At 64.4% G+C, this 24,984-nt stretch carries 27 protein-coding genes; 16 read left to right on the plus strand and 11 right to left on the minus strand.

The window, feature by feature from the left end:
- Window positions 1–1,092: 1,092 nt before the first annotated feature.
- Window positions 1,093–1,695 (plus strand): hypothetical protein, encoded by a 603-nt coding sequence (locus DRF71_RS02490; RefSeq protein WP_157970884.1) that lies wholly within the window; start codon window positions 1,093–1,095, stop codon window positions 1,693–1,695.
- A 368-nt stretch (window positions 1,696–2,063) separates the two neighbouring features.
- On the opposite strand, the gene DRF71_RS27130 is transcribed toward DRF71_RS02490, so the two are convergent.
- Window positions 2,064–2,270 (minus strand): hypothetical protein, encoded by a 207-nt coding sequence (locus DRF71_RS27130; RefSeq protein ID WP_157970885.1) that lies wholly within the window; start codon window positions 2,268–2,270, stop codon window positions 2,064–2,066.
- A 1,792-nt stretch (window positions 2,271–4,062) separates the two neighbouring features.
- On the opposite strand from DRF71_RS27130, the gene yajC reads away from it, so the two are divergent.
- The 10 genes from yajC to DRF71_RS02545 all read left to right on the plus strand — a co-directional run bounded on the left by yajC (window position 4,063) and on the right by DRF71_RS02545 (window position 10,859).
- Window positions 4,063–4,389 carry a preprotein translocase subunit YajC gene (yajC, locus tag DRF71_RS02500; protein ID WP_112309008.1) on the plus strand — a complete coding sequence of 109 codons (327 nt, stop codon included), beginning with the start codon at window positions 4,063–4,065 and terminating at the stop codon, window positions 4,387–4,389.
- A 75-nt stretch (window positions 4,390–4,464) separates the two neighbouring features.
- Window positions 4,465–6,132: a protein translocase subunit SecD gene (secD, locus tag DRF71_RS02505; protein ID WP_112309009.1), complete on the plus strand. Its 1,668-nt coding sequence runs from the start codon at window positions 4,465–4,467 to the stop codon at window positions 6,130–6,132.
- 15 nt (window positions 6,133–6,147) lie between these two features.
- Entirely contained in the window at window positions 6,148–7,122 is a 975-nt protein-coding gene (gene secF, locus DRF71_RS02510) for a protein translocase subunit SecF (RefSeq protein ID WP_112309010.1), read from the plus strand.
- A gap of 10 nt (window positions 7,123–7,132) precedes the next feature.
- A complete protein-coding gene (locus DRF71_RS02515) occupies window positions 7,133–7,489 on the plus strand; it encodes an Mth938-like domain-containing protein (protein ID WP_112309011.1) in 357 nt (118 codons plus the stop codon).
- An 82-nt stretch (window positions 7,490–7,571) separates the two neighbouring features.
- Window positions 7,572–8,222, plus strand: a complete 651-nt coding sequence (gene ccmA, locus DRF71_RS02520; RefSeq protein ID WP_112309012.1) for a heme ABC exporter ATP-binding protein CcmA — start codon at window positions 7,572–7,574, stop codon at window positions 8,220–8,222.
- The gene (gene ccmB / locus DRF71_RS02525; protein ID WP_112309013.1) at window positions 8,219–8,875 is read left to right on the plus strand and encodes a heme exporter protein CcmB; all 657 of its coding nucleotides are present in this window, start codon (window positions 8,219–8,221) and stop codon (window positions 8,873–8,875) included. The genes ccmA and ccmB overlap by 4 nt, the downstream gene beginning before the upstream one ends.
- Window positions 8,876–8,939: 64 nt before the next feature.
- A complete protein-coding gene (locus DRF71_RS02530) occupies window positions 8,940–9,671 on the plus strand; it encodes a heme ABC transporter permease (protein ID WP_112309014.1) in 732 nt (243 codons plus the stop codon).
- On the plus strand, window positions 9,671–9,850 hold the full coding sequence (gene ccmD / locus DRF71_RS02535; RefSeq protein WP_112309015.1) for a heme exporter protein CcmD: 180 nt from the start codon (window positions 9,671–9,673) through the stop codon (window positions 9,848–9,850). The genes DRF71_RS02530 and ccmD overlap by 1 nt, the downstream gene beginning before the upstream one ends.
- Window positions 9,850–10,389, plus strand: coding sequence for a DsbE family thiol:disulfide interchange protein (locus tag DRF71_RS02540; protein ID WP_198672048.1), 540 nt, complete (start codon window positions 9,850–9,852; stop codon window positions 10,387–10,389). Before ccmD ends, DRF71_RS02540 begins: the two co-directional genes overlap by 1 nt.
- A gap of 17 nt (window positions 10,390–10,406) precedes the next feature.
- The gene (locus tag DRF71_RS02545) at window positions 10,407–10,859 is read left to right on the plus strand and encodes a hypothetical protein (protein ID WP_157970886.1); all 453 of its coding nucleotides are present in this window, start codon (window positions 10,407–10,409) and stop codon (window positions 10,857–10,859) included.
- Between the two features lie 24 nt (window positions 10,860–10,883).
- Here the strand turns inward: DRF71_RS02545 and DRF71_RS02550 are convergent, their stop codons facing one another.
- Both DRF71_RS02550 and acnA read right to left on the minus strand, forming a co-directional pair.
- A complete protein-coding gene (locus DRF71_RS02550) occupies window positions 10,884–11,141 on the minus strand; it encodes a hypothetical protein (protein WP_157970887.1) in 258 nt (85 codons plus the stop codon).
- Between the two features lie 116 nt (window positions 11,142–11,257).
- Window positions 11,258–14,011, minus strand: coding sequence for an aconitate hydratase AcnA (acnA, locus tag DRF71_RS02555; RefSeq protein ID WP_112309018.1), 2,754 nt, complete (start codon window positions 14,009–14,011; stop codon window positions 11,258–11,260).
- Window positions 14,012–14,443: 432 nt separating this feature from the next.
- On the opposite strand from acnA, the gene DRF71_RS02560 reads away from it, so the two are divergent.
- Window positions 14,444–15,208, plus strand: coding sequence for a DUF1223 domain-containing protein (locus DRF71_RS02560; RefSeq protein ID WP_232831264.1), 765 nt, complete (start codon window positions 14,444–14,446; stop codon window positions 15,206–15,208).
- A gap of 87 nt (window positions 15,209–15,295) precedes the next feature.
- Here the strand turns inward: DRF71_RS02560 and DRF71_RS02565 are convergent, their stop codons facing one another.
- The 4 genes from DRF71_RS02565 to DRF71_RS27135 all read right to left on the minus strand — a co-directional run bounded on the left by DRF71_RS02565 (window position 15,296) and on the right by DRF71_RS27135 (window position 18,176).
- Window positions 15,296–15,727, minus strand: a complete 432-nt coding sequence (locus DRF71_RS02565) for a hypothetical protein (RefSeq protein ID WP_157970888.1) — start codon at window positions 15,725–15,727, stop codon at window positions 15,296–15,298.
- Window positions 15,728–15,978: 251 nt separating this feature from the next.
- Window positions 15,979–16,881, minus strand: a complete 903-nt coding sequence (locus DRF71_RS02570; RefSeq protein ID WP_112309020.1) for a lysophospholipid acyltransferase family protein — start codon at window positions 16,879–16,881, stop codon at window positions 15,979–15,981.
- A gap of 36 nt (window positions 16,882–16,917) precedes the next feature.
- Entirely contained in the window at window positions 16,918–17,784 is an 867-nt protein-coding gene (locus DRF71_RS02575) for a DMT family transporter (RefSeq protein ID WP_112309021.1), read from the minus strand.
- A 128-nt stretch (window positions 17,785–17,912) separates the two neighbouring features.
- Entirely contained in the window at window positions 17,913–18,176 is a 264-nt protein-coding gene (locus tag DRF71_RS27135) for a hypothetical protein (protein ID WP_157970889.1), read from the minus strand.
- Here DRF71_RS27135 and DRF71_RS27140 point away from each other — a divergent pair.
- Complete coding sequence (locus DRF71_RS27140) at window positions 18,175–18,429, plus strand: hypothetical protein (protein ID WP_157970890.1); 255 nt, start codon at window positions 18,175–18,177, stop codon at window positions 18,427–18,429. The two genes, DRF71_RS27135 and DRF71_RS27140, sit on opposite strands and share 2 nt — an antisense overlap.
- A 176-nt stretch (window positions 18,430–18,605) precedes the next feature.
- Here DRF71_RS27140 and DRF71_RS02585 read toward each other — a convergent pair whose 3' ends face one another.
- The 3 genes from DRF71_RS02585 to purB all read right to left on the minus strand — a co-directional run bounded on the left by DRF71_RS02585 (window position 18,606) and on the right by purB (window position 21,478).
- Window positions 18,606–19,700, minus strand: a complete 1,095-nt coding sequence (locus DRF71_RS02585; RefSeq protein ID WP_112309023.1) for a flagellar motor switch protein FliG — start codon at window positions 19,698–19,700, stop codon at window positions 18,606–18,608.
- 161 nt (window positions 19,701–19,861) lie between these two features.
- Entirely contained in the window at window positions 19,862–20,038 is a 177-nt protein-coding gene (locus tag DRF71_RS27145) for a hypothetical protein (protein WP_157970891.1), read from the minus strand.
- Window positions 20,039–20,173: 135 nt separating this feature from the next.
- Window positions 20,174–21,478, minus strand: coding sequence for an adenylosuccinate lyase (purB, locus tag DRF71_RS02590; RefSeq protein WP_112309024.1), 1,305 nt, complete (start codon window positions 21,476–21,478; stop codon window positions 20,174–20,176).
- 101 nt (window positions 21,479–21,579) lie between these two features.
- Between purB and DRF71_RS02595 the strand changes: the two genes are divergently transcribed.
- The 3 genes from DRF71_RS02595 (at window position 21,580) to DRF71_RS02605 (ending at window position 24,133) form a co-directional block, all read left to right on the plus strand.
- Entirely contained in the window at window positions 21,580–21,924 is a 345-nt protein-coding gene (locus tag DRF71_RS02595) for a hypothetical protein (RefSeq protein WP_157970892.1), read from the plus strand.
- A gap of 114 nt (window positions 21,925–22,038) precedes the next feature.
- Window positions 22,039–22,989 carry a hypothetical protein gene (locus DRF71_RS02600; RefSeq protein WP_112309026.1) on the plus strand — a complete coding sequence of 317 codons (951 nt, stop codon included), beginning with the start codon at window positions 22,039–22,041 and terminating at the stop codon, window positions 22,987–22,989.
- A gap of 379 nt (window positions 22,990–23,368) precedes the next feature.
- Window positions 23,369–24,133 (plus strand): hypothetical protein, encoded by a 765-nt coding sequence (locus DRF71_RS02605; RefSeq protein WP_157970893.1) that lies wholly within the window; start codon window positions 23,369–23,371, stop codon window positions 24,131–24,133.
- Between the two features lie 14 nt (window positions 24,134–24,147).
- Here the strand turns inward: DRF71_RS02605 and DRF71_RS02610 are convergent, their stop codons facing one another.
- Entirely contained in the window at window positions 24,148–24,936 is a 789-nt protein-coding gene (locus tag DRF71_RS02610; protein ID WP_112309028.1) for a heme-dependent oxidative N-demethylase family protein, read from the minus strand.
- Window positions 24,937–24,984: the final 48 nt, after the last annotated feature.

Genomic DNA, 24,984 nt, shown 5'->3' on the forward strand with positions numbered 1-24,984 from the left:
GCCGCGCCGAAGGTCGATCCGCGTTTCTCCGGGCCGGTCAGGGCTATGATCGGGCAGGAGCCGTCCATCGGCTGCCGAAGCGGGGCCTGGCGCCCGGGCGTCAACAGGACCGTGGGTCGCGGCGGGTCTTTCAGTGCAAGGGTTGCAGGTTCGGAGGCGACCGGTGGGGATGCGGCCCCGCATCAGGGCGGCTCCGTCTGTGGCCAGGGGGGGCGAAGGCAGGCAGGTCAACCGGCATGTGCCGGGTCCGGGCAGGGCGGGATGACCGGACCACTCTGGTCGGTGCCACAGGCGCGAATTGCCTCGTTGGCATCTGTCGCGCCAGGGCAAAGCCACACCCGGCGCCAGCGCCCGCCAGTGCCTGCCAGTGACTGCCAGTGCCTGCCGGGGCCCGCCAGCGCTCTGGCGCCTGCATTGATCCCGCCGGCCCCGGCGCCCTGGGCCGGGTCACGAAGGAATTCCTTCCTGGGCCGGATAACGACCTGGCGTCGGATCGCCCGCAAGGTCACCACGCCGGTCCGCAGCTGCGGCCTGAAGCAGGCGTTCATCGCACCGCACTGCCCGCGCGCCAAAACGGCATGGCCGGGCGCGTGATCCCGAGGCTGAAGGCGCAACGCACCCATCGTCAACCTGCCGGCAGCATCCGGCACGCAACCATGGCAATCGGTGACGGCATCAGCGTCTGCAACAACCGCCGCCCCATCAGGCGCCCCCATCAGGCGCCCGCATCAGACGCTTGCCACAAGCAGGCCGGCTCAGAGTCGCAGCCCGAACAGGGTCCGCCGGGGCAGTACAACCAACCGGGTGACCGCATCTGCGCCGGGAAACCTGCCCATTGTTTTCAGGGCTGTCCTCGCCTTGCTCGCCCGCCTCGCGGATAATTCGAGGTACAACAGGGGATGCCGGAGCAACTCTGGGCGGGTCGTATTCGGTCGTATTCATCTGCCTGCCGGGGCGCGGCCGGCAAATGTTGACAGGCTGGTATGCCGGGCTTGTCATCGCGTGCCAGCGCGGCGTGAGGTGTGGAATTCCCCCTTTGTCTGTCCCGTCAGGCGCGCCTATTGCTGTCGCAAACAATCTGCCGGAGGGAAAATGCGGTCTGTATCTGTGCTGCTGATGGCCGTCGGGGGCGGTCTTCTGGCTCCGGCGCTGCCGGTTGTCGCGCGCGACCTGGGCGGAGAGGCGACAGGCAATTGGGCAGGTGCCAGCGGGGAAGGTTTTTTCTTCAGAGCCGCGCTGGAGCCCCATGCCGATCTGGCGGCGCTCAGGATCTGGAACGGGACGAATGCGATACCCGATGGCAAGGGCGATCCGGATCTGAATGCGCAGGAATTCGCACTCTCCGCTTTCGCAACCAGCCTGCGGCTTGAGGTGATCGAGCGGGCCGACAGCAGCGTGTTGCAGGTCATCACCGAATTTGCCGATGAGGAATCTGAAGGTCGCATCGTCGAAGAGATTCAGTTTATCGACTTTCAGTTCACCATCACCGGTTACTCGCATGAGATGACGCTCGACAATTTTGACGGGCCGCCCGGGTATTCCAGCTGCACGGTCGACACGCTTTCGGGGCGGGTGGTGGATAACGGCAAAGAGCGCAGCCTGCCGCAAATGGATGCGGACGCCCTGAATGCCAGCAACTGGAGCTATGCGGCGGTGTTTGACCGGGGCTGGTGCAGTCGGCTGGGCGAGGGCTGATATCGGTTCAGTCAGGGTGACGCTGGCGCTGTCACGCCACGGTGAAGCTGTGTTCCGCGCCCGCCCATGTGACCCAGCCCATCTGACCCAGCCTGTCTTCGTCATCCCCGGACGGCGAGAATTCCTAGCCCTTCCCGCAGGCGATGGTGAGCCGCCAGCCTCTGACTTTGGCTGTATCGTCACAGGCGATGCAGCGGCTGATATGGCCGATCCCGATGCCCGGGATCGTCGCGATCCGGGCGGCGGGCAGGTCGAGCCGCTCGCCGCCCGGACCTCGGTGAGATCGTATGCCGGTGCCAGCGGGAGGCGCGCGGAGAGGACCAGCGGAGCGCCTTCTCTCTCCGGCTCGGGCATGCTGCTGGCCGCCATCAGCGCAGGCCCCCGACAACCGCCCCACAGGCCTTGTCGGGCAGCCGCGGCGCCGCCTCGCTATCCCGCACCGCCAGCGAATAGTGGCCAGGCGTCACCGCCGGACCGGCATGACCGGTGCGCTTCGCCACCAGTCCGCCCACGACACCCTGCGCCTGCAAGGTCGGGACGCCTGCAAGGTCGGGAGGAAGGAATGTCGCACGCATCTGACGCAGTCCTGCCGCCTTCAGTCCCGGCTGCAGGTCGCGGCGCGGGACGTTGCTGCAGAAGATCATCGCGCCGCTGTTCCCGGGGGGCTGCGGCCATGCGCGCGGGCGGCCGGACCCGCAGAGGGCCGGTAAAGCAGAGGGCCGGTAAAGAAGACCATCGGGGCGCGGGCAGATCATCGGATGCTCTGAACTATGGGCGGGCAGGGCAAAGGCCGGTCCATGCGGGTCGAAGGCTGCCCTGATCCTCAGGCCAGGAGCCCTGGGGTGCGCGGCTGGCTCGCAGCGCCTTGCCTGCGTCATGCTGAGGCCGCAGGCCTTCGCGCGCGGAGACGGTCAGGACAGCGCGCCAGATCGGTACTGCGGCCCTTGAGGCAATCGGGTGCAGGCGGCAGGACACCACCGGGATCCGGCTCGACGAGTGGCACGGTCCGCGCCTCGTCTGACTGGGTGATCCGCTGCCGAATCTTGCACATACGCACGGCGTTATGATGCTGGCCTCTGTCCTGCGGTGGAGGGGGTGACCTTGATCGAAGCCGGAAGGCCCGACCGCTCTGTCATCTTCGGGCACGGGACCGGGATCGTCAGCGCCTCCGATGCGGTCTCAAAGAGCGGGTCGCCGATCGTCACCGTCGGCGCCGGGGGCGCGAAACGCGCTCTGAAGAGGTGGCCAGGGCTTCGGCGAAGGGGATCGCGACACGCGGGTCTTCGTGATGCGCTGGCATCCGTCACCGGGCGGCACCAGCGACCGCGCGTTTTATACGGGCCGCGCCTGAGACAGTCGCAGCATGGTCGGCCGGAAGATCGGGGGGGGGGGACGCAAGGACCCGTCCCGTCGCGATCTTCCGTTATGAGTTATCTGGCAAGTCAACCGAACCCTTCGCGGCGGCTGGCCGGGATTGCTGCTGCACCAATTTCGCCCATGCGCGCGATCACGCATTGGGCAGGCCTTTTGAACCGGGGCTGACACGCGCCTCTGCCTGAGGAATCAGGCCCGTGCCAGAGGGGGAGGGGACCGGTTTATGCGGCATTCCTGCCATGCGGTCCCCTCGCCGTTTCCGCCCCGTTCTGGTTCAAAGACAGAGGGCCGCGCGCGCTGTCGCGCGCGATCAACCGCTTTGCGGTCGCGGCGGAATGGGGTGGGTTATTCGTGGTGCATGATATGATCGGGAATCCGGTCAGCACGATCAGCACCTGCTGGCGCAAGCAAGGCAATGCCTCGACCCCGCCGATTGTTCGGTCTCGACCCATCATAGTTCCTCACCCGGCGCGCCCGGGACCGGTCGTATGGGCTGACGGCAGAAGCGAAGGGGGCGGGGCCGGTCTGAACCAGAAGGGTGCAACAGGGCCGCGCGTTTTCCTCCGGGGGCATATCTTCGGATGCCCTGCCGGCGAACCTTCCGGCACAGTCTGAATGCCCCTGTACAGGGGATCACCCGATAGGGGGGCAGGGGAGGTGGCAGATTTAATCGCCTGAGCGGTGAATTCCCCTGTCTCCGGCGGGATATCCGCGACATGGAATGAAACTGACCGGTTGCTGTTTGCCGCCCCTCTATCCCGTCCTGTACATACCGGGGGGCGGGCCGAAGGGGGCGGGCTTGCCGCCAGGGGTTGGGCAGCCCCTTTTTTGCGCTGGCAAGCCCGTCAATCACGCCTCTGCCAGCCTGATGCGGTTCCTCTGGCGCAGGCGGCAAAAAAGGCTTAGATGGGCCGGTGATCGGGGAGGCAGGGTGCCTTTTGCTGCGCCCGGCCCTCTCAATGCCAACCGACAGATGCCGGAGACATAGCCACAATGTTCGTGACCCCCGCTTTCGCCCAGGCCGCCGCGCCTGGTGGTGCTTCCGCCCTTGCTTCCTTCGTTCCGCTGATCCTGATCTTCGGGATCATGTATTTCCTGATGATCCGCCCGCAGCAGAAGAAGATGAAAGAGCATCGCGTCATGGTCGAGGCGCTGCGTCGTGGTGATCAGATCGTGACCCAGGGCGGTATCGTCGGCAAGGTCTCGAAGGTGCAGGAAGACGGCATGGTCGAGGTCGAGATCGCCGAGGGCGTCCGCGTCAAGGTCGTCAAACACACCATTTCCCAGGTGCTGAACCGCACCGAGGCTGCCGCGTCCTGATCCGGGGTTACCCGCTGCGACTGATGCCGGTCCGCGCTGCGGGCCGGTATGCGAAATATGACTTCTGGGGCTGACATGACGCCGACCGACACCTGGAAACGAGTTCTGATCCTGCTGGTTTGTGCCTGGGGGATCATCGCTGCGCTGCCGAACGCGCTTTATGATCGCGTCGAGCGTCGTAATGATGCGGTGGCGGCCATCGAAAAAGCCGATGGCGTGGCAACGGTGGAGCAGGCGGCCGATCGGGCACTCTGGCCGGGCTGGGCACCTTCGGCGCTGATGCCCCTGGGGCTGGATCTGCGGGGCGGCGCGCATCTTCTGGCCCAGGTCCAGGTGGATGATGTCTACAAGGTGCGGATGGACGGGCTTTGGCCCGAGGCGCGCGACGCGCTGCGCGATGTGCGCGACCAGATCGGTGCCGTGCGCCGCGCGCCCTCGCCCGAGGACACGCTGAGGATCACCATTTCACAGCCCGAGAATATGGCGGCGGCGCTTGGCGCGCTGCAAAAGCTCGCCTCGCCGGTGATGACGCTGACCGGCTCGCAGGCCTCTGACATCACCATCACCTCGCAGGGCGCCGATATCGTCATCCAGCTGACCGATGCCGAGAAGACCGCGACCGATGACCGCACGATGCAGCAAAGCCTTGAGATCATCAGGAACCGCGTCGACCAGGCCGGCACGCGCGAGCCGACCATCCTGCGCCAGGGCTCGGACCGGATCCTGATCCAGGTGCCCGGCATCGGCTCGGCGGCCGAGCTGAAATCGCTGATCGGCACCACCGCGAAACTGACCTTCAACGCGGTGGTCGGCTCCACCTCGGATGCGGGCGCCAATCCGGGGCCGCGCAATCTTTTGCTGCCGTCGAAGGATCAGCCCGGCCTTTACTATATCGTCGAGGAAGCCCCGGTCGTCTCGGGCGAGAACCTGATCGACAGCCGCCCGGCCCAGGACGAAATGCAGCGCCCGGCGGTCAGCTTCCGCTTTGACACCGCCGGCGGGCGCCGGTTCGGCGATTACACCGCCAATAATATCGGCAAGCCCTTTGCCATCGTGCTCGACAATCAGGTGATCTCGGCGCCGACCATCCAGTCGCATATCTCGGGCGGTTCAGGGATCATCACCGGCCGTTTCACTGTCGAGGAAACCACCGAACTGGCGGTTCTGTTGCGCGCAGGCGCGCTGCCGGCCAAGATGGATTTCCTGGAAGAGCGCACCATCGGCCCGGAACTGGGCGCCGATTCCATCGAGGCCGGCAAGACCGCCGCGATGATCGGTCTGGCGGCGGTGCTGATCTATGTGGTGGCCTCTTACGGGCTGTTCGGCTGGTTTGCCAATGTGGCGCTGGTGCTGAATGTGATCATCCTCGTGGCGCTGCTTTCTGCGATTGGCGCGACACTGACGCTGCCCGGGATCGCGGGGATTGTGTTGACCATGGGCATGGCCATCGACCAGAACGTGCTGATCTTCGAGCGGATCCGCGACGAATTGCGCGAGGGCGCCAATCCACAACGCGCCTGCCAGGTCGGGTTTGAGCGCGCCTTCTCTGCCATCATGGACGCAAACGTCACTGCGCTGATGACCGGCTTCATCATGTTCTGGATCGGCTCGGGCCCGGTTCGGGGCTTTGCGGTCACCTTCACGCTGGGGGTGATCACCTCGATGTTCACCGCCGTCTATGTGACGCGGCTGGTGGTCGAGCTTTATATCAACAACAAACGCCCGAAAACGCTCGTGGTTTAAGGGGAGGATACGGTCATGGCATGGCGTCTTAAACTCGTCCCCGCAAAGACGACTTTCGACTTTTTCAAACATCAGTGGATCACCTTCTCGCTGTCGATCGGGATGATTGTCGCCTCGCTGATCTGCGTGGCTGTGCTGGGGCTGAATTTCGGGGTCGATTTCAAGGGGGGCACCACGATCCGCACCGAATCGACCGAAGCCGTCGATGTGGCGGAGTATCGCGAGGCGCTGGCGGCGCTGCAGCTGGGCGATGTCTCGATCTCCGAGGTCAGGGATCCCTCCTTCCGCGCCGATCAGCATGTCGCACAGATCCGTATCGGCGCCCGCGAGGGCGAAGAGGCGGTGACGCCCGAGGTGATCCAGGAGATCGAAGAGGCGCTGAAAGCGGTCGATCCGGCAATCACCTTCCCTTCGGTGGAATCGGTCGGTCCGAAAGTCTCGGGCGAACTGATCTGGAAAGCGGTCGCGGCGATCCTTGCCGGGTCGGCGGCGATCCTCGTCTATATCTGGATGCGGTTCGAATGGCAGATGGCGGTGGGGCTGGTCGCGGCGCTCTTGCATGACGTGATCGTCACCGTCGGCATCTTCTCGTTGTTCCAGATCCGGTTCGATCTCTCCATTGTGGCAGCGCTGCTGACGATCCTTGGATATTCGGTGAATGATACCGTGGTGATCTTCGACCGGCTGCGGGAGAATCTTGCGAAATATAAGGCGATGCCGCTGCGCGAGATGATGAACCTCACCACCAATGAGACGCTGTCGAGGACGGTGATGACGGCGACCTCGACACTCCTCGTGCTGATCGTGCTGCTGATCTGGGGCGGCGATGTGATCCGGGGCTTTGTCTTCGCGATGACGCTGGGCGTGGTGCTGGGGACCTGGTCGACGCTCTATATGGCGAAGAATATCGTGCTCTACCTGGGCGTTGATCGCGGCGACAAACCGAAACCGGTGAAGAAGGCGAGCGAATTCGCCGATATCGACGCATAAGAGGCAGGGGATGCGCCTGACCGAGATCAGCTATGCCGAGGCCCGGCCGATTGACGGTTACGGGCCGGGCTTCTTCCGGGTGAATGACCATGTGCTGCGCGGGCCCTCGCTTGTCACACCCTGGGATGCGGGCCCCTGGGGCGGGCTGGAGGATCTGGCGACCCTGCTCGACCTCGCCGGGCGGATTGACGTGCTGCTGCTCGGCATGGGCAAGGAAATCGCTTACCCGCCGCGGGCGCTTCGCGCGGATCTGGAGGCGGCGGGAATCGGGGTGGAACCGATGTCCTCCCCCGCCGCCTGCCGCACCTATAATATGCTGCTCTCCGAGGGCCGCAGAATATCGGCCGCGCTTTTGCCCCTTGGGTAAGGCAGCCCGGAATTTTCAAAAATTCCGGGCCAATTCCTTTGAAGGAATTGGCGCCGCGCGCGAAAGCCGCTAGGGCAGGGCGATGGAACTCAGGGTCGGAAATCTCGCGGTCTCGCGTGGCGGGCTGGTGGTGCTGGAAGGGGTCGGCTTCACGCTGCATCCCGGTCGCGCCCTGGTGCTGCGCGGCGCGAACGGGATCGGCAAGACCACCCTTTTGCGCACGATTGCCGGGTTGCAGCCTGCCGTCTGCGGCGAGATCAGCGCAGCGCCCGAATGCCTTGCCTATGCCAGCCATGCAGACGGGCTGAAGGCGGCGCTTTCCGCGCGCGCCAATCTTTCCTTCTGGGCCTCTGTCTTCGGCACCGGACGGGATGCAGCCGGAGCCGCGCTGGAGCGGATGGAGCTGACCGGCTTGCAGGACCGGCTTGCCGCGCAGCTTTCGGCGGGGCAAAAGCGCCGGCTGGGTCTTGCGCGGCTCCTGGTGACCGGCCGCCCGGTCTGGCTGCTGGATGAGCCGACCGTCTCGCTGGATCAGGCCGCCGTGGCGCTGTTTGCCGGGGTGGTGCGGGCGCATCTCGCCGCAGGCGGCTCGGCGCTGATCGCGACCCATATTGATCTTGGCCTGGACGAGGCGGAGACGCTTGACCTCGGCGCCTTCCGGCCGCGTCAGCTGCGCCCCGTTGCCGGTGGCTTCGGGGAGGCATTCGACGATGCGACCGGAGCCCTGCCATGATCGCGCTCCTGCTCCGTGACCTCACCCTGGCCTTTCGCGCCGGTGGCGGCTTTGGCCTCGGCCTTGCCTTCTTCCTGCTGGTGGCGGTGCTGGTGCCGCTGGGCGTCGGCCCGGAAAGCGGCATCCTTGCCATAATCGCGCCCGGCATACTCTGGGTCGGTGCGCTCCTCGCCTCCCTGCTCAGCCTCGACCGGATTTTCGCGCTGGACCATGAGGATGGCAGCCTCGACCTCCTTGCCACCGCGCCCTTGCCGCTGGAAGGGGTGGTGGCGATCAAGGCACTGGCGCATTGGCTGGTCACCGGCCTTGCCCTTACCCTCGTCGCGCCGCTGCTGGCGGTGCTGCTGAACCTGCCCGCAGCCGGCTATCCCTGGCTGCTTCTTTCGCTGGCGGTCGGGACGCCCGCGCTTTCGGTGATCGGAGCTTTTGGGGCCACGCTGACCATCGGGTTGAGGCGGGGGGGGCTCTTGCTCTCGCTCCTCGTGCTGCCGCTTTATGTGCCGACGCTGGTTTTCGGCGCCGAGGTGGCGCGGCGCGGCGCGGCGGGTATGGCGCTGGCCACACCGCTTGCCCTGCTGGCCGCCATCACTGCCGGATCGCTTGCGCTGCTGCCTTTCGCCGCAGCCGCCGCAATTCGGGTTAACTTGCGCTGAATCAGTATATATCAAAGCCAGCCAGGCTATAGATTGCCCGCAGAGGCCTAACAGACGGACCGTCATGTCGATTTGGGAATTCGCCAATCCGAGAAATTTCATGCGGATTTCCGGCCGGATGCTGCCTTGGTTTGCCGCGCTGGCGGTGCTGACGCTGGCGACCGGGCTGATCTGGGGCTTTTTCTTCACGCCGGACGATTACAAACAAGGCGCGACCGTCAAGATCCTGTTCATCCATGTGCCGGCGGCGATGATGGCGATCAATGCCTGGATTATGATGCTGGTCACCTCGCTGATCTGGGTGATCCGGCGTCACCATGTCTCGGCGCTGGCGGCGCGCGCGGCTGCGCCGGCGGGGCTGACCTTCACGCTGATCGCGCTGGTGACGGGCGCGCTCTGGGGCCAGCCGATGTGGAACACCTGGTGGGAATGGGACCCGCGCCTGACCTCTTTCCTGATCCTGTGCCTGTTTTACCTTGGCTATATCGCGCTCTGGTCGGCGATCGAGGACCCGGAAGCGGCGGCCGATCTGACCGGCATCCTTTGCATTGTCGGCTCGGTTTTTGCGGTGCTGTCGCGTTATGCGGTCAAGTTCTGGAACCAGGGGCTGCATCAGGATTCGACCATTCTGAAAGTCGGCGAGGAAGATCCGCTCGATGTGGCCTATTATGTGCCCCTGGTGATCTCTATTGTCGGATTCGTGTTTTTTTTCATAGTGATCGTGTTGCTGAGGACCCGGATGCTGATCCGGGCGCGGCGGCTGATCGCGCTTGAGGCGAGGGAGAGGGTCGGGTGATGCCGGATCTTGGGAATTATGCGTTCGCGGTGCTGGCAGCCTGGGGGGCGACGCTGGTGCTGATGGGGTTTCTGCTGGCGCTGACGCTGGTTCAGGCAAGGCGGGCGCGGTATGCGCTGGCGCTGGCAGAAGAGCGGATCGCGGCGCGGGTGCAGCCCAAAGCGGCGGAGGGCGCGTGATGAGATGGCTTTTGGTTCTGCCTCCGCTGGGGTTTGCCTGTCTGCTGGCGGTTTTCTGGTTCGGGATGAACCGAGATGGCCAGGGGGTACTCCCTTCGACCTTTATCGGCCGCGAGGCGCCGGTCCTGCCCGATACCGCCTTGCCCGGAACGCCGCTGCTGGTGGCGGCGGATCTGCGCAAGGGCGAGGTGACGGTGGTGAATTTCTGGGCCTCCTGGTGCCCGCCCTGCCGCGCCGAGCATCCGGTGCTCAAGCGGATGGCGGCGGATGGGGTGCGCCTGGCCGGCATCAACATCATGGATAAAGAAGCCGACGCGATCAACTATCTGGCGGCTGAAGGCAACCCTTTCTTTGCCATCGCGACCGATCCTGCCGGGCGCAACCGGGTGGAATGGGGCGTCGCGGCGCCGCCCGAGACATTTATCATTGATGGCGATGGCAAGGTTCTGTTCAAATTCACCGGACCTCTGGTCGGCACGGATTATGAGAATCGTTTTGTTCCGGCGCTGGAGGCGGCTCTGAAGGCGGCGCCGAAGTAGCGGGTGACCCGGTTATGATGGCTTTTCGGCTTGCGGCCCTGGCGCTGGTTCTGGTTTCCGGCGCGGCTGCGGCGGAGGAGCGGCGCCCCGATCCCTCTTATTTCACCGGCGTCTATGAGCGGGTCGGCCGGAGCGGCGCGGAAATACCCGCGCTGATCGACGATCTGGTGCGGATCGCGCCGACACCGGAGGGCTGGGGGCTGTTGCTTTATTCCTGCGCCGGGGGGATGCAGCCCGATGGCTGGCCCATCGAATTCCGGCCCGACGAATATGGCGAAGTGCCCAATATCCTGGCGGCAAAAGACGGGCCTTTCGCTCTCTGGTGCCAGTATTTCAACGATCACAGCAATTATCCGATCCTGCCCTGCCAGTCCGATATGGGGGCGCAGTTCACTCTCTGGCCGGTCACAGATGAACGCATGACCGCTTGCCTGAAGGCGGCAGGCGAGGCTTCGCCTTTCGAAGAGTAGCCCGGCGCTGCCAATCGCGTCTGGTCAGCTGAGCAGCGACAGGGTCAGCATGCCGAAGGGCATCATCAGCTCGGCAAAGGGCAAAGCCGGTAAGGAGAGCCGCCGGCGCATCTGCACCATGGATGAGACCGCGTTCAGCCGGGCGGTCTTTGCAAGAAGCTCTGCCGTTTCCCCCTGCCAGATCTCGGATTGCGAGGGCAAAGGCGGGAAGAGGGCCCGGGCGGGGATACCACGCTCACGCATGTCAAGACGTGTGGAATCGCGCAAAGCTGGGGATCGCATGGCGGGAGCCTTTCTGGCTGGACCCCTCCACCCTGTGCGATTCGTGTAAAAAGGAACTTAACAGGAACAAAGGGCCGGATTGTTCCGGCCCTTTGCGCAGTCGTTGGGGCAGAGGCTCAGCTTTGCGCCAGGTTTCGCAGCACATAATGCAGCACGCCGCCGTTTTCGACATATTCGATCTCGATGGCGGTATCGATGCGGCAGCGGATCTGCACGACCTTTTCCGTCCCGTCCGCGTAGCGGATGGTCATCGGAACCTCGCTCAGCGGTTTCAGGTCGCCTGCGAGGCCATGGATTGAAATCACCTCATCGCCTTTCAGAGACAAGGTCTTGCGGGTGTCGCCGCGGGTGAATTCAAACGGGATCACCCCCATGCCGACGAGGTTCGAGCGGTGGATGCGCTCGAAACTCTCGGCGACCACGGCCCTGACGCCCAGAAGCGCCGTGCCTTTGGCCGCCCAGTCGCGCGAGGAACCGGCGCCGTACTCAACGCCGCCAAAGATCACCAGTGGCTTGCCCTGTTCCTGCCAGGCCATCGAGGCGTCAAAGATCGAGCTCTGCGCCCCGTCAGGCCCCAGCGTATAACCGCCCTCGACGCCGTCCAGCATCTCGTTCCTGATGCGGATATTGGCGAAGGTGCCGCGCATCATCACCTCATGGTTGCCCCTGCGCGAGCCGTAGGAGTTGAAATCGCGCGGCTGCACCTGGCGTTCCAGCAGATATTTCCCGGCCGGCGTGGTCGGTTTGAACGAGCCGGCAGGCGAGATATGGTCGGTGGTGATCATATCGCCAAGGATCGCCAGCACCCGCGCGCCGTCGATATCCGAGATCACCCCCGGCTCGCGCCCCATGCCCTGGAAATAGGGCGGGTTCTGGATATAGGTCGAGGCGGGCGGCCAGTCATAGGTCTCGGCACCCGTCACCTCGACCGCCTGCCAGCGCGCATCGCCCTTGAAAACATCGGCATATTTGGCCTGGAAGACCTCCCGCGTGACGACGGTGTCGACGATATCGGCGATTTCCTTTTGCGTGGGCCAGATGTCTTTCAGGAAGATGTCCTGGCCCTCGGCCGTCTGGCCGATCGGATCGCGGGTCAGGTTCACGTTCAGATCGCCGGCAATCGCATAGGCCACCACCAGGGGCGGTGAGGCGAGGAAATTCGCGCGCACATCGGGCGAAATCCGGCCCTCGAAATTGCGGTTTCCCGACAGGACCGCCGTGGCCACCAGATCATTCTCGCTGATCGCCTTCGAGATCGCCGGATCGCCCAGCGGCCCGGAATTGCCGATACAGGTGGTGCAGCCATAGCCCACGAGGTTGAAGCCAAGCGCGTCGAGATCGTCTTGCAGCCCGGCAGCCTCAAGATATTCGCCCACAACCTGGCTGCCTGGTGCCAGCGAGGTCTTGACCCATGGCTTGCGGGTCAGCCCCAGAGCGCGGGCCTTCCTTGCCACCAGCCCGGCGCCGATCATCACATAGGGGTTCGAGGTATTGGTGCAGGAGGTGATCGCCGCGATCACCACGGAACCGTCGGTGATGGTGTAATCCTTGCCCTCGACCGCCACCACCTTGCGCACGTCTTTCGGGGGCGCGGTGATCGCACCACCCTCATCGCCCATATCGAGCGCATCGGGCGAGACGTCGATGCCGCGATAATCGGCGACGACCTTGTAGAAGGTGCGGGCGGATTCGGTCAGCGGCAGATAGTCCTGCGGCCGTTTCGGCCCCGAGATCGCCGGCACGATGGTGCCCATGTCGAGTTCCAGCCTGCTGGTATAGATCGGGTCGTAATCCGGCCCGCGCCAGAAGCCGTTTTCTTTGGCATAGGCCTCGACCAGCGCGATGCGGGCCTCCTCGCGGCCGGTATTCCTCAGATAGCGGAGCGTTTCCCCGTCGATGGGGAAGAAGCCGCAGGTGGCGCCATATTCGGGGGCCATATTGGCGATGGTGGCGCGGTCGGCCAGCGGCAGGTGGTCAAGGCCCTCGCCATAGAATTCGACGAATTTGTTCACCACGCCGTGTTTCCTCAGCATCGCCACGACCTTGAGGACAAGGTCGGTCGCGGTGGTGCCCTCGACCATTTTACCGGTCAGTCTGAACCCCACGACTTCGGGGATCAGCATGGAAACCGGCTGGCCCAGCATCGCGGCCTCGGCCTCGATGCCGCCGACACCCCAGCCCAGGACGGCGAGGCCATTCACCATGGTCGTATGGCTGTCGGTGCCGACCAGCGTGTCGGGATAGGCGACCAGCCCGCCATCCTGGTCGGTGTCAAGCCAGACCGTCTGCGCCAGATATTCCAGGTTCACCTGGTGGCAGATGCCGGTGCCGGGTGGCACGACGCGAAAATTGTTGAACGCCTTCTGTCCCCATTTGAGGAAGGTATAGCGTTCCATATTGCGTTCATATTCCAGATCGACATTCATCTGGAAGGCGCGCGGATTGCCGAATTCGTCGATCATCACCGAATGGTCGATCACCAGATCCACCGGGTTCAGCGGGTTGATCTTTTGCGCGTCCCCCCCAAGGCCAAGAATCCCGTCGCGCATGGCGGCCAGATCCACCACCGCCGGAACACCGGTGAAATCCTGCATCAACACGCGGGCAGGGCGGTACGCAATCTCGATCGGGTTCTGGCCGCCCTGCTTGCCCCAGGTCGAAAAGGCGCGGATGTCATCGGTGGTGACGGTCTTGCCATCCTCAAAGCGGAGCATGTTTTCCAGCACCACTTTCAGCGAGGCCGGCAGGCGCGAGAAATCCCCAAGCCCCGCCGCCTCTGCCGCAGGGATCGAGTAATAGCTGACAGACTGTCCGCCGGCGGTCAGGGTTTTGCGGGTTTTCTGGCTGTCATGTCCGACGGTTACGGTCATGTCTTAGCTCCTTGAAAAGCGGTCGTGGCATCTTGCGGCTACGGCGGGCGGCCTCTGGCTGCCCGGAAGTCAGGAGATATGTATGCAATAGTATACCGAATTTCCACCCCTCTCTCCGAACTCCGAATCGTGCCCCGAATTTTCACAATGCCCCAGCCCCTGGCGGTTTCACCATGCTGCAGGCGACGGGGATGCTGCCCTCGCCGATCAGGGCAGTATCATGGTCGGGGAGGGAGGAATCCCGGCAAGTCTGCCCCCTGATTGCAGCATGGCTCTGCCGGCGAGGAAAGGGGAAAGCGCCGCCCAGGCCCGAAGATTGCAGGCAATCGCAAAACCTTGATTGGCAGGCAGGGACCCTGTTTCCTATACAGGGATAAGCGGGTTGCGGGGGCAATCCCGATCAACGACGCCGCCAGCCGGGAAAGACACGAGATGCGACACTTGCTCAGCGCCGCCTGCGGCCTGGTTCTGATCTGCGCCTTTGCCGGTCAGGGCAGCGCCGAAGACCTCGCCGGGAAGACTGCTGAGACCGCAACGGCCACGAACCCGGTGGTGGTCGAGATGTTCACCTCGCAAGGCTGTGTTGCCTGCCCGCCGGCGGATGAGTTCTTTGCCAGCCTGACCCGGGACAAGCGGGTGATCGCCCTGTCGCTGCATATCGATTACTGGGATTATATCGGCTGGGAGGACAGTTTCGGCTCCTCTCGTTTTACCGAGCGGCAAAAGGAATACGCCCGGGTCATCGGGTCGCGCACCATCTACACGCCGCAATTCATCATCGGCGGCGTCGAGCGGATCGAGGGATTGGACCCGGAATCGACGCTGAAGGCGCTGGCCGATTACGCCGCAGCGCAAAGCCCTGTGACGCTGACCGTCACGCGTGAGGGCGACAGGCTGGTGATCCGCGCCAGGGCCGAGCCGCCGCTGACCGAGCCGGCCCGGGTCGAACTGGCGCGTTACCTGCCCGAGGCCACGGTCGATATCGAACGCGGCGAGAATGCGGGCAAAACGGTGACCTATCGCAATATCGTCACCGGATGGGACAGCCTTGGCGACTGGGCCGGGATCGAGCCGCTGGAAATCAGCATTCCGATCACGGGTGAATTGCCCGCCGTCGTTCTCATCCAGGATGTCAGCGGCAAGGGGGCCAAGGCGGCCGGTCCCGGGCGGATCTTTGCGGCTGCGGTCGCGCCCTGAGGCCGACCGAAAGGCACGGCTCGTACCGGTCAACCGCGAAACCGGGTGAGATCAGCGCCAGCGGCCCCGTTTCAGCGCCCTTGCCGCCTATTGCGGATAATAGCGCAGCTGGCCCTCCTGGTTTCTGAACCGGCCCGACTGCGCGACTTTGCGCAAGGCCGCGTAATTCGAGAATTTGCAGGTCATCGAGCTGATTTCAGGGGCTTCCTCAAATCTGAAACCGGGCGTGTTTCGCAAAGCGGCGGCGACAGACCTGTCGCAGTTGAAGCCGATCCTGGTGACGGATTTATCAGGATTGAATTGCAGGAGCACAAAATCATAGGCCTCCCGGCCCTTCTGTCTGGCCTCGACCAGATAAAGCTGTGACCCGTCCTTGCCGGTGCCGATATGGTCGGTCGAAAATGTGTAATGCTCGGCGTCGCCCGTTGCCTTGAGCACCGCTTTATAGGGGTTCTTCTTGCCGGAGAGGGTTGCCCGGCCATGCGTTCCCGCAAGCCATTTCTTTGTGGTGACCGGCAAAGGATCCTTTTCGGCTGTCGGTATCAGCGGCCTGTCAGACTGAAAACATCCCGAAAGTGCAAAAATCGCCGTCAGGAGTATAAATACCCGGATCATCGAACAAATTCTTGAAAGCATGATTAAGATAAGAAAATGCCGCGAAAGAGTATCGCGGCTCCGGTCGAAAACAACCGGGATCTGGCGGTAATTGTACAGAGCGAAGATGTCTTGCGGTCAGGTCGCCGCGGGATCAGAAAGCGGCTCTGGCCGGCTTACGGCGCCGCGCGGCTGATCTTTGCTCCGCCATGTTTCCAGCGTTTATGGATCCAGAACCACTGGCCGGGATAGCGCCGCACCAGCGCTTCAAGGCTGTCATTCAGCGCCTGGGTCATCGCGACCGGATCGCCATGCGGGATCGGCTCCTCGACGATGACCTGAAAGGACAGCCCATCCTGCTGGCGCACCGCATAGACCGGCACGCAAAGCGCGTCATATTTCAATGCGAGTTCCGCCGCCGACAGCGCCGTCTGCGCCTCATGGCCGAAAAAGCCCAAAAGCGGCGCCCGGGTCATATGCTGGTCTATCAGCATGCCAAGCATTCCGCCCTGGCGCAGGAATTTCACCATCTGCCCCAGCCCCTCGCGCCCGCGCGGAAACAGCGGCGTTCCGATGGAGGAAATCGCCCTGAGGTAATGGTCGTTGAAATAGCGGTTCGACATATTCATGTAGAGCGCGCCGACCGGAAAGCCCCGTGCGATCAGCGCCGCGCGGGTGGCGTCGTAATTGCCGAAATGCGCGGTGACGAGGATGACGGGGCGGCTGGTGCGATGGGCCTCCTCCAGCGCGGTGACGCCCGCGCCGGTCAGCGGCAGATGCGACGCGCGGGCGATGAATTCGGCGCCGGAATAGATCTCGATCAGGGTGCGGCCGACATTGTCGGGCACCTGGCGGACGATCTTTTCGATTTCGGCTTTCGACAGTTCCGGCATTACCAGCGCCAGATTGTTGCGGATCCGGCGACGATAGCCGGCCAGGGGCGCGATCACCCGCGAGACGATCCAGCCGCAAAGCGGCACGCGAATCCGGTAGGGCAGCGCCAGAAGACACCAGATCAGCGCCCGGAACAGGCGGTCCTGCAGCCAGTGGCCGGGTTTTGCCTCTTGTGTCTCGCTCATCCTCTGGCCCGTCTGTCTGCTGCCATTGTTTCCGGATCAGCGCCGGTGCAGGCGCGTTTCGCGGTGCCAGACATAGAGACCGGCCCCGACGATCACAAGCGCGCCGGTCACCGTCCAGAAATCTGGATATTCGGCGAAGAACAGCGCGCCCCAAAGCGTCGCAAACACCACGCCGATATAGGTGAAGGGCGCCACGGTGCCAGCCTCGGCAATCGAGAGCGAGCGGATCATCAGCACCTGGCCCAGGGTGCCGATGCAGCCGACAAAGATGAAAAGCGGCAGATCGGCGGCGGCGATCGGCTCCCAATTGGACGGGAGCAGCAGTGAAAAGGCGAGCGTTCCGAACAGCCCGCCCCAGAGCATCGCGGTCCAGACCGGCTCATATTGGCCGATGCGGCGGGTCAGGAGCGAATTGGCGGCGAAAGAGACGGCGGCGGCCAGCGGCATCAGCGCCCACCAGGTGAACACGCCGGCACCCGGGCGTACGATGATCAGCGCCCCGATCAGGGCGACACAGATCGCGATGACCCGCCTTGGCCCCAGCCGCTCGCCGAGGAAAAGGGCGGCGCCAAGCGTCACCAGCACCGGGCTGGTATCGGTCAGCGCGGTTGCCTCTGCGAGGCCAATGAAATTCAGCGAGGTGAAGAACAGCGCGGCGGTGGTGACCTGGAAAAACGCGCGCAGCACATGCAGGCCGGGATAGCTGGTGCGGCACATGGCGAGGCTTCGCCCGCGCAGGATCAGCACAACGATCAGAACCTGGCCCAGAAAGCGCGCCCAGATCACCTGGGGGGCGGGGTAGCGCTGCAAAAGACCCTTTGCGCTCGCATCGAGCAGGGTGAAGGCAACAATTGCGAGGACCATCAGAAGGATGCCTCGCGCGGGGTTCTGTGCGGTTTGCATGATGGCGGCGACGCTAGAGGGAGGCGTCGGAAGAGACAAGGGTGCTCGGACTTTGTGCAGATCCACCGGGGCGCGGCTGATAAGCCGGGGCGTCGCGGCGTGATCCGGCAGGATCTGAGCGGGCGGTTTCATGCAGGTAACTGGCAATTCACGGAATTTGCAGGCTCTTTTCGGATCGCCGCGGCTGCCTGGTCTTTCTGTATCTGTAAAGGCATCAACGGGGCGCCGGTCGGCAGCGAAAGCGCGATTGCCAGGTTTTGGCCGATCATTTCACGGCGGAATCGCTGGAACAGAAATATCGGCTGCCAAAGATCCGGCGCATCGGTGACTTGCAGGAGTGACGGCGGCATCCGGGATCTGGCCTGGCAGGAGGGTGTGCCGGCGTGTTTCATGCCGATGACCGCAACCGGCAGGCAAGGGGCTGAAACCTGGATCGGAGAGGTCAGGACGCTGCGTTACGGATCACCGCGGCCGGCCAGGGACGCGATGAAGAAATTCAGCTGCGAGATCTGTGGCGATCAGGGCGGGCTGACGGAACGCACCGGCGCGCACGGGACGGTCACCGGAAGCGGCGCGGCGGCGAAAACCAGCTGCGCCGGGCGCGCGTCCTGGAGCGCGGGCTCACGCAGCCGGGTGTCTTTCTGAGGCCATCGGGGGCAATCCTTTGTGTTGCTGCGCAGCCGCCCCGACAGATCATCCGGGCGGGGGCCTTACAGAGCTGATCGTCACCGGGGAAATGGCCTCATCAACCGGCCCGGTGCAATATCGGGGCCGGCGCCGCGCCGCTTCCCGGTACTCCACCGGGCTGCGACGGTGACGGCTCACTCCCCCTCTTCCGGCAGCATCATCACCAACTCGCCCTGGGCTTCCAGACTGCGCGCGGCGGCGACGATGGCGTTCATCGCGGCCTCTCCGTCCTTGTCTTTGACCCTGGCTGCCTGTTCAACCTCTTCGCGGATATTCTGCGCCATCCGCTGCGAGATACAGGCGAGGATGAACTCGCTCGCGGCCTCCAGCGGCGGCTTGCCTTTGCTGAAAGCGACAGCGGTGACCAGCGTTGCCTGATCGACCAGCCGCACCACTTTCGGAATATCGCGGCCGGTGACGCGGGAGGGGAAATGCGCATAGGTAAAGATGGCGCGGCGCACCTCTTCGGCGAAGTCCGCATCCTCGTCTTCCAGCCCTTTCAGCACATCCTCGCGCACCTGGGCGGGCGAGACATTGAGGATTGCCCCCACCCGTTCGACCGGGCCGCGGTCAAAGGCTTTCGGTGGCTGCGCGTCGATCTGGCCCAGCACCGCAATGCCGATCCTGCGCACGGTATCGGGGTCGGTATTGGCGGTTTGCGACACCGCGAAAGCGATGCGGCGCGCGCGCTCTCCCGGCAGTTTCCCCAAAAACTCGGCCGCCTTCTGCACCGGCATTTTTGACAGGATCACGGCGGCGACCTCGATCGCCTCGTTTTCCAGCACCGGGACCAGGCGTTCGGGCGGCAGGGTGCCCAGACGCTCCCACGGGTCGCCGCGCGAGCCGACGCCGACCTTCCTGCGCAACCGGCTGGCGGTCGATTGCGAAATATGCCCATCCATCGCGTTCAGCGCGCCCTCCAGCCCGCCGGGAAAGGCGAGGCCGACCGATTCCAGCTCGGCCATGAATTCAGAGACGACCTGATCCAGCGTTTCGCGATCCACCAGCCGCATCTGGCCCATCTGCTCGGCCAGGGCGGTCTGGAGATGATCGGGCAGTTGTGCAATCGGCAGCTCGGCCCCTTGCGAGAGCATATAGCGCACCACCACCGCGGCCTTTTCCCGCGCGCTGAGCATCCGGCGCAAGCCGTTGCCCTGACCACTATACTGACCACCCTGAACCGCACGCTGGGCCGGCGTGATCCGCGCCAGCTGAACCCCATGGGACATATCCTGCCTCTCAACCTGATCTCAGGCTGATCCTGGCAAGGTGAGGTTAATGGCAGGTTGCCAGGGCCGGTTTTTCTGGCCGTTTTTTTTGCGTGAATGCTGCGGCGCAAAAAGCCCGCGACAGCGGTGCGTCGCGGGCCGGGATCATCGCTTTGACCGGATCAGCTGGCCGGCTGCGCCACACAGGCCGAGCTGGTCTCATCCCAGACCGATCCGGGCAGGCAGGTCGAGGCGGTGGTGTCTTTCGGTTTCGTACAGTCGCGCGCCGAGGCAAGGCCCGGCATCAGCATCAGGGGAAGCACGGCGATCATCGCGGCCACGCGCATGCGGCTCGTCATCTTTAGTCCTCCTGTTTGCGGTCGCCGGAATGACGACCCACGCAGGATGACATGAAAAATCCCCCGCCTGCGTGGAAAATGCAGTCGGGGGATCATATGAGGATCACAAGCGCGGGAATTCCGCCGGTTCAGGCCCTATTTGCCGAAAACGCGGGCAAAAATCGTGTCGACATGTTTGGTATGGTAGCCGAGATCGAATTTCTCCTCGATCTCAGCGGGGGACAGTGCCTTCGTCACTTCGGCATCGCCAAGCAGCTCGGTCTTGAAATCGGCGCCCTGTTCCCAGACTTTCATCGCGTTGCGCTGCACGAGACGGTAGCTGTCTTCGCGCGAGACACCCGCCTGGGTCAGCGCCAGAAGAACGCGCTGCGACATGACAAGCCCTTTGAACTTGTTCATGTTTTTCAGCATGTTTTCCGGGTAGATCACCAGTTTCTCAATCACACCCGCCAGCCGGTTCAGCGCGAAATCCAGCGTCACGGTGGTGTCGGGGCCAATCGCGCGCTCGACCGAGGAATGCGAGATGTCGCGCTCATGCCAGAGCGCCACATTCTCCAGCGCCGGGATCACCGACATGCGGACAAGGCGCGCGAGGCCGGTGAGGTTCTCGGTCAGAACCGGGTTCCGCTTATGCGGCATCGCGGACGAACCCTTCTGGCCGGGCGAGAAGAACTCTTCCGCCTCAAGCACTTCGGTCCGTTGCATATGGCGGATCTCGGTGGCGATGTTCTCAATCGACGAGGCGATCACGCCAAGGGTCGCAAAGAACATCGCATGGCGGTCGCGCGGGATCACCTGGGTCGAGACCGGCTCGGGCTCCAGCCCCAGTTTCGCGCAGACATAGTCTTCGACGCGCGGGTCGATATTGGCGAAGGTGCCGACCGCGCCCGAGATCGCGCCGGTGCGGATTTCATCTTTCGCGGCTTTCAGACGACGCAGGTTGCGGTCCATCTCGGCATAGAACCGCGCGAAGGTCAGGCCCATGGTGGTCGGCTCGGCATGGATGCCGTGGCTGCGGCCAATCCGCACCGTATCCTTATGCTCGAAGGCGCGGGTCTTCAGCGCCGCCAGTACCCGCTCGACGCCCTGGATCAGGATGTCGGAGGCGCGCACCAGCTGGATATTCAGCGTGGTGTCGAGCACGTCGGAGGAGGTCATGCCCTGATGCACGAAGCGCGCCTCATCGGCGCCGATGATCTCGGCCAGGTGCGTGAGGAAGGCGATGACGTCATGTTTGGTCACCGCCTCGATCTCGTCGATCCGCGCCACGTCAAAGGCCACATCCCTGGCCTTCCAGACGGCAGCGGCATTCTCGCGCGGGATCACGCCAAGATCGGCCTGAGCATCGCAGGCATGGGCCTCGATCTCGTACCAGATACGGAATTTCGTCTCGGGCGACCAGATGGCGACCATTTCGGGGCGGGAATAGCGCGGGATCATCACGGACCTCTGACTGGCGGCTTGGATGCGCTTCCCATAAAGAGCGGCTGGGGCAGGTGCAAGCAATCGTGCATAAATGCACGCAGAAATGGCGGATCGGAATGACGGGAAGGCTGTGGAAACTGGCGGCGGTAGTGCTGATCCTTGCCGGTGGGGCGGGGCAGGCGGCGGTCGACTGGGCCGAGGTGCCCGATGACCGGATGGAGGCCGTGCTGGCGGCGCGCACGATGCAATTCGCCGATGGCGTGACCTGGGGGTTTTTCGCCGATGGCCGTGTGCTCTCGGGCGAGACCTGGGGGCGGTGGAGCCAGGGCGACGAGACGGTCTGTCTGCTCTGGCCAGGTCAGGAAACCGCCTGCTACCGGCTTGAGGAAAAAGGCATCGACCTGCGTTTTACGCCGGTTGCCGGCGGCGCGGCGCGGGTGGCGCGCTATAATGATCTCTGAAACCACGCGCTGATGGCGGGATTTCCGCGAATGGGCGGGTGTATCGCAGCGATTCCTTAACCTTCGCGCTCCTAGGGTCGGGTGACAGACCCAAGGCGACAGAAGGAGCCCGCGATGAAACTGCTGCTGCGACCCGAGGACCGGAGCGACCGGGAGGAGCGGCAAAAGGCACTGCGCGGCCAGATTTTTGCATCGGGCGGCATAAGGCAGGCCATGGCGCAGGCACCCTTGCCGCTGCAGCGGGCTGCGGCACAGCCCGCGCCACAGCCTGTGCCGCAGCCGGTGCCAGAGATGCAGACAATGACGCAGCCAGCGCCCCGGCCGGTCACCGGGCAGCAGCCGGAGGCGGCATCGCAGCCTGTGGCAAGACCGCAGCAAAGGGCGGATGCCCCCATACCCCGGATGCCCGCCACCGCCTGGCGGGTGCCAGGCTATACCCGTCCCAGCCGCCTTGAGCGCGGCGACTGGCTGATGCGGGGGGTCTCCCTCCTTGCCCGCTCCGGCCATCATGCGCTGAACATCGCGGTTCTTTGCGATTGTCCCGGCGCATCGCGGGCGGGTTTTTACAGCTTTTTCGCTGATCTCACCGGCTTTCGCCTTGAGCTGATCGCCCTGTGGGAGCGAACCTCACAGCATCCGGTTTTGCCTTCCGTTGCGGCGGAAGGCGGCGAAAGGCTGGCTTTGGCCCGGCTGCTGGAACTGGCGGATGAGGCCATGGTTCCGGGCCCGGGCGACCCGACATCCTCGGCCGATCCCGATGAGCCTTGCGCCGTGATGATCGAACGCGCGATCCGCGATTGGGCGCGGGTCGATGTCATGGTTGCGGCGGCACTGGCCAGGGTCGATTCCTGGCGGCTTGCGGAACTCCAGAACCTGCTGGTCAAAGCCGGCCTGTCGCCCCGCCGCGCGGCCGAGCGTGCAGCGGTCTTCTACGCCGCCCGGCTGGGCTTTGACCGGCTGCGCGACAGTACCGACATTTTCGCGGTGGCGCCGATGCGGGCGCTGGCACTGGCCATTCTTGGTGGCAGAGAGGCGGCAGGATCCCGTGCCATCGGTGCCGGGTGAAATCTCTGATTTGCCACATCTTGTGATTGAAATTTGGGCGGATAATTGCCCGGTCGAGGACGATGCACGGCGCCGGGCGGCACTGTCCCGATCAGTGGCACAGTGCCATATTTGTGCCGTTTTTGGGTCTTTTTCTGGGCTCATTCCTGCCGCCTGAGTGCTTAAATCAGGTCTGGTTGCGGTCGGATAGCAGACTGTGACGACAGGGCCGGCCTCGGCTGCGGGCGGGACTGGGGGACGGGTATATCCGGTACCGGAAGGGTCGGGATCCGGGACTGCGGGTTCGGGGGAATCTGCGCCCGGTGGGGCAAGTTTGGCAGGGAAGATCAGGCGTCTGCGCCGGGGCTTTCCGAATTATATGAGTGACGGATTTAAGATGATGAAAAACGGCAGTGATGAATCGCGCCCGGCCATCTGGGCCGAAGGCAGCCAGAAACCCCCGTTCGAGCCGCGCGCCTTTGCCCGTGTCGCTCTGAAAATCGGGCGTGAGACTGTGTCCGGCATCCTGTCCCGCTGCGGCAGCAGTGCCAGCGAGATCGCCGGCGAAATGCGGGCCGGCCGTCTCAGGATCCCCGAGGACCGCCTTGGCCGTACCGGACGGTTCCTGCCATCGGCGGCCAGCACCGGGCGCGCGGTTCTGAGCGGGGCAGGCATTCTGCGCCGCGCCTCGGAACTGGCACAGCCCAATGCCTATATCAGTGCACCAAAGGAAATCGACCAGGCCTATCGCGATCTGTTCCGCGATGGCGCTTCCTCGGGCGAGGTTCAGGCCAGGTCTGGCCGGCCTGTTGCAAAAGCCCGGTCGGCCACCGCCCGCTCTGCCGGGGCAGAGCAGGACAGCGCTGTGGGCGGGGGGATCTCGGATGAGCTGGCCGCGATCCGGGACATTCTCAAAAATCCCCAGGCAGAGCAGGCCGCCGGGAAACCCCGGTTGCGCAGCGCGGCGGCGTCGCAGCCGGAATCCGCTGGCGCCATGCCGTCGCTTTCCCTGGTCCAACGCCTGCGGAGCGGCGTCGAAGAGGGTGCGGCGCGCATCCTCGGCTATTGGATGATCGCCTTTGCCTTGCCCTATGGCGCGATCCGCGCCGGTCTCGCCCATTTCAATGGCGAGGATCTGCGCAAGATCCGCCGCACCGGCGAGTAATCGTCGCGCAGCCGCTAGTGCACCGCCGCCAGCAGCGCGGCGTGCTCTTCCGCTGTCACCGTCCCGGCGCCGACCAGCCAGGTATGGATCGAGAACACCACCGCCCGGCTGACCGGCAGCCGGATCAGTGACTGTTTCTCACACCGGATATAGCGGTGCTGCCGGGGCCGCGGTCGCGGCTGGCTTTCCGGCCGCGGCTGATGCAGCTCCGGATCGTCATAGGTCAGGTAATTCATCCGCCAGAGCGGCTGTTCCGGCCGGATCGCATCGAAGAGCCGCTGCACCCCTTTTGCCAGCCGCTCATCATAGGGCTCGACCGGCTCATGGATGCGCAAAAGCGAGCGGCCGATCTTTTGCGACAGCGTCCAGCCGGCGGGGAAGCACAGGATCGCGCCGGTCAGGCGGTGGCTGCCTTCGCCGGTCTCCAGAATGCAGAGATCCTCCTGCACCAGCCGCCCCAGTGTCAGCAGCGGTTGCTCCGGATCCGGGCGCAGCCGCACCCCATCGGGTCGCGTGATCGCTCCGGCGCCCAGCTGGTAGCCAGGATCAGCCGCCAGCCGTGCGAGGATCATGTCATATAATTCGCGCGCCGCCGGCTCTGCCTCGGGCAACAGCGCATGAACGCGCTCTGGCACCGCCGCAATCAGCGCATCGCGCCGGGCCATCTGGCCGGAAAACGCCTCGTCCCGGGCGATCCAGCTGTCATCGGTCAAAGGCTGGATACCGGGCAGGCGGCTGCTGCGCGGATCCATCCAGGGCAGCAAGGGCAGGCGGGTCTGCAGGATGGCGTTGTCGGCTGTCATGGCGCAAAACTAGCGCCGGCGCCGGGGCGGCGAAAGCCCGGCAGGGTG

The organism is Pseudogemmobacter bohemicus, assembly GCF_003290025.1.
GTDB lineage: Bacteria > Pseudomonadota > Alphaproteobacteria > Rhodobacterales > Rhodobacteraceae > Pseudogemmobacter > Pseudogemmobacter bohemicus.

Excerpts from the sequence above, each read along its gene's own strand:
- DRF71_RS02490 (WP_157970884.1), top strand. The coding sequence starts at position 1,093 with ATGCGGTCTGTATCTGTGCTGCTGATGGCCGTCGGGGGCGGTCTTCTG.
- DRF71_RS27130 (WP_157970885.1), bottom strand. The coding sequence starts at position 2,270 with ATGCGTGCGACATTCCTTCCTCCCGACCTTGCAGGCGTCCCGACCTTG.
- yajC (WP_112309008.1), top strand. The coding sequence starts at position 4,063 with ATGTTCGTGACCCCCGCTTTCGCCCAGGCCGCCGCGCCTGGTGGTGCT.
- secD (WP_112309009.1), top strand. The coding sequence starts at position 4,465 with ATGACGCCGACCGACACCTGGAAACGAGTTCTGATCCTGCTGGTTTGT.
- secF (WP_112309010.1), top strand. The coding sequence starts at position 6,148 with ATGGCATGGCGTCTTAAACTCGTCCCCGCAAAGACGACTTTCGACTTT.
- DRF71_RS02515 (WP_112309011.1), top strand. The coding sequence starts at position 7,133 with ATGCGCCTGACCGAGATCAGCTATGCCGAGGCCCGGCCGATTGACGGT.
- ccmA (WP_112309012.1), top strand. The coding sequence starts at position 7,572 with ATGGAACTCAGGGTCGGAAATCTCGCGGTCTCGCGTGGCGGGCTGGTG.
- ccmB (WP_112309013.1), top strand. The coding sequence starts at position 8,219 with ATGATCGCGCTCCTGCTCCGTGACCTCACCCTGGCCTTTCGCGCCGGT.
- DRF71_RS02530 (WP_112309014.1), top strand. The coding sequence starts at position 8,940 with ATGTCGATTTGGGAATTCGCCAATCCGAGAAATTTCATGCGGATTTCC.
- ccmD (WP_112309015.1), top strand. The coding sequence starts at position 9,671 with ATGCCGGATCTTGGGAATTATGCGTTCGCGGTGCTGGCAGCCTGGGGG.
- DRF71_RS02540 (WP_198672048.1), top strand. The coding sequence starts at position 9,850 with ATGAGATGGCTTTTGGTTCTGCCTCCGCTGGGGTTTGCCTGTCTGCTG.
- DRF71_RS02545 (WP_157970886.1), top strand. The coding sequence starts at position 10,407 with ATGGCTTTTCGGCTTGCGGCCCTGGCGCTGGTTCTGGTTTCCGGCGCG.
- DRF71_RS02550 (WP_157970887.1), bottom strand. The coding sequence starts at position 11,141 with ATGCGATCCCCAGCTTTGCGCGATTCCACACGTCTTGACATGCGTGAG.
- acnA (WP_112309018.1), bottom strand. The coding sequence starts at position 14,011 with ATGACCGTAACCGTCGGACATGACAGCCAGAAAACCCGCAAAACCCTG.
- DRF71_RS02560 (WP_232831264.1), top strand. The coding sequence starts at position 14,444 with ATGCGACACTTGCTCAGCGCCGCCTGCGGCCTGGTTCTGATCTGCGCC.
- DRF71_RS02570 (WP_112309020.1), bottom strand. The coding sequence starts at position 16,881 with ATGAGCGAGACACAAGAGGCAAAACCCGGCCACTGGCTGCAGGACCGC.
- DRF71_RS02575 (WP_112309021.1), bottom strand. The coding sequence starts at position 17,784 with ATGCAAACCGCACAGAACCCCGCGCGAGGCATCCTTCTGATGGTCCTC.
- DRF71_RS27140 (WP_157970890.1), top strand. The coding sequence starts at position 18,175 with ATGCCGATGACCGCAACCGGCAGGCAAGGGGCTGAAACCTGGATCGGA.
- DRF71_RS27135 (WP_157970889.1), bottom strand. The coding sequence starts at position 18,176 with ATGAAACACGCCGGCACACCCTCCTGCCAGGCCAGATCCCGGATGCCG.
- DRF71_RS02585 (WP_112309023.1), bottom strand. The coding sequence starts at position 19,700 with ATGTCCCATGGGGTTCAGCTGGCGCGGATCACGCCGGCCCAGCGTGCG.
- DRF71_RS27145 (WP_157970891.1), bottom strand. The coding sequence starts at position 20,038 with ATGACGAGCCGCATGCGCGTGGCCGCGATGATCGCCGTGCTTCCCCTG.
- purB (WP_112309024.1), bottom strand. The coding sequence starts at position 21,478 with ATGATCCCGCGCTATTCCCGCCCCGAAATGGTCGCCATCTGGTCGCCC.
- DRF71_RS02595 (WP_157970892.1), top strand. The coding sequence starts at position 21,580 with ATGACGGGAAGGCTGTGGAAACTGGCGGCGGTAGTGCTGATCCTTGCC.
- DRF71_RS02600 (WP_112309026.1), top strand. The coding sequence starts at position 22,039 with ATGAAACTGCTGCTGCGACCCGAGGACCGGAGCGACCGGGAGGAGCGG.
- DRF71_RS02605 (WP_157970893.1), top strand. The coding sequence starts at position 23,369 with ATGAAAAACGGCAGTGATGAATCGCGCCCGGCCATCTGGGCCGAAGGC.
- DRF71_RS02610 (WP_112309028.1), bottom strand. The coding sequence starts at position 24,936 with ATGACAGCCGACAACGCCATCCTGCAGACCCGCCTGCCCTTGCTGCCC.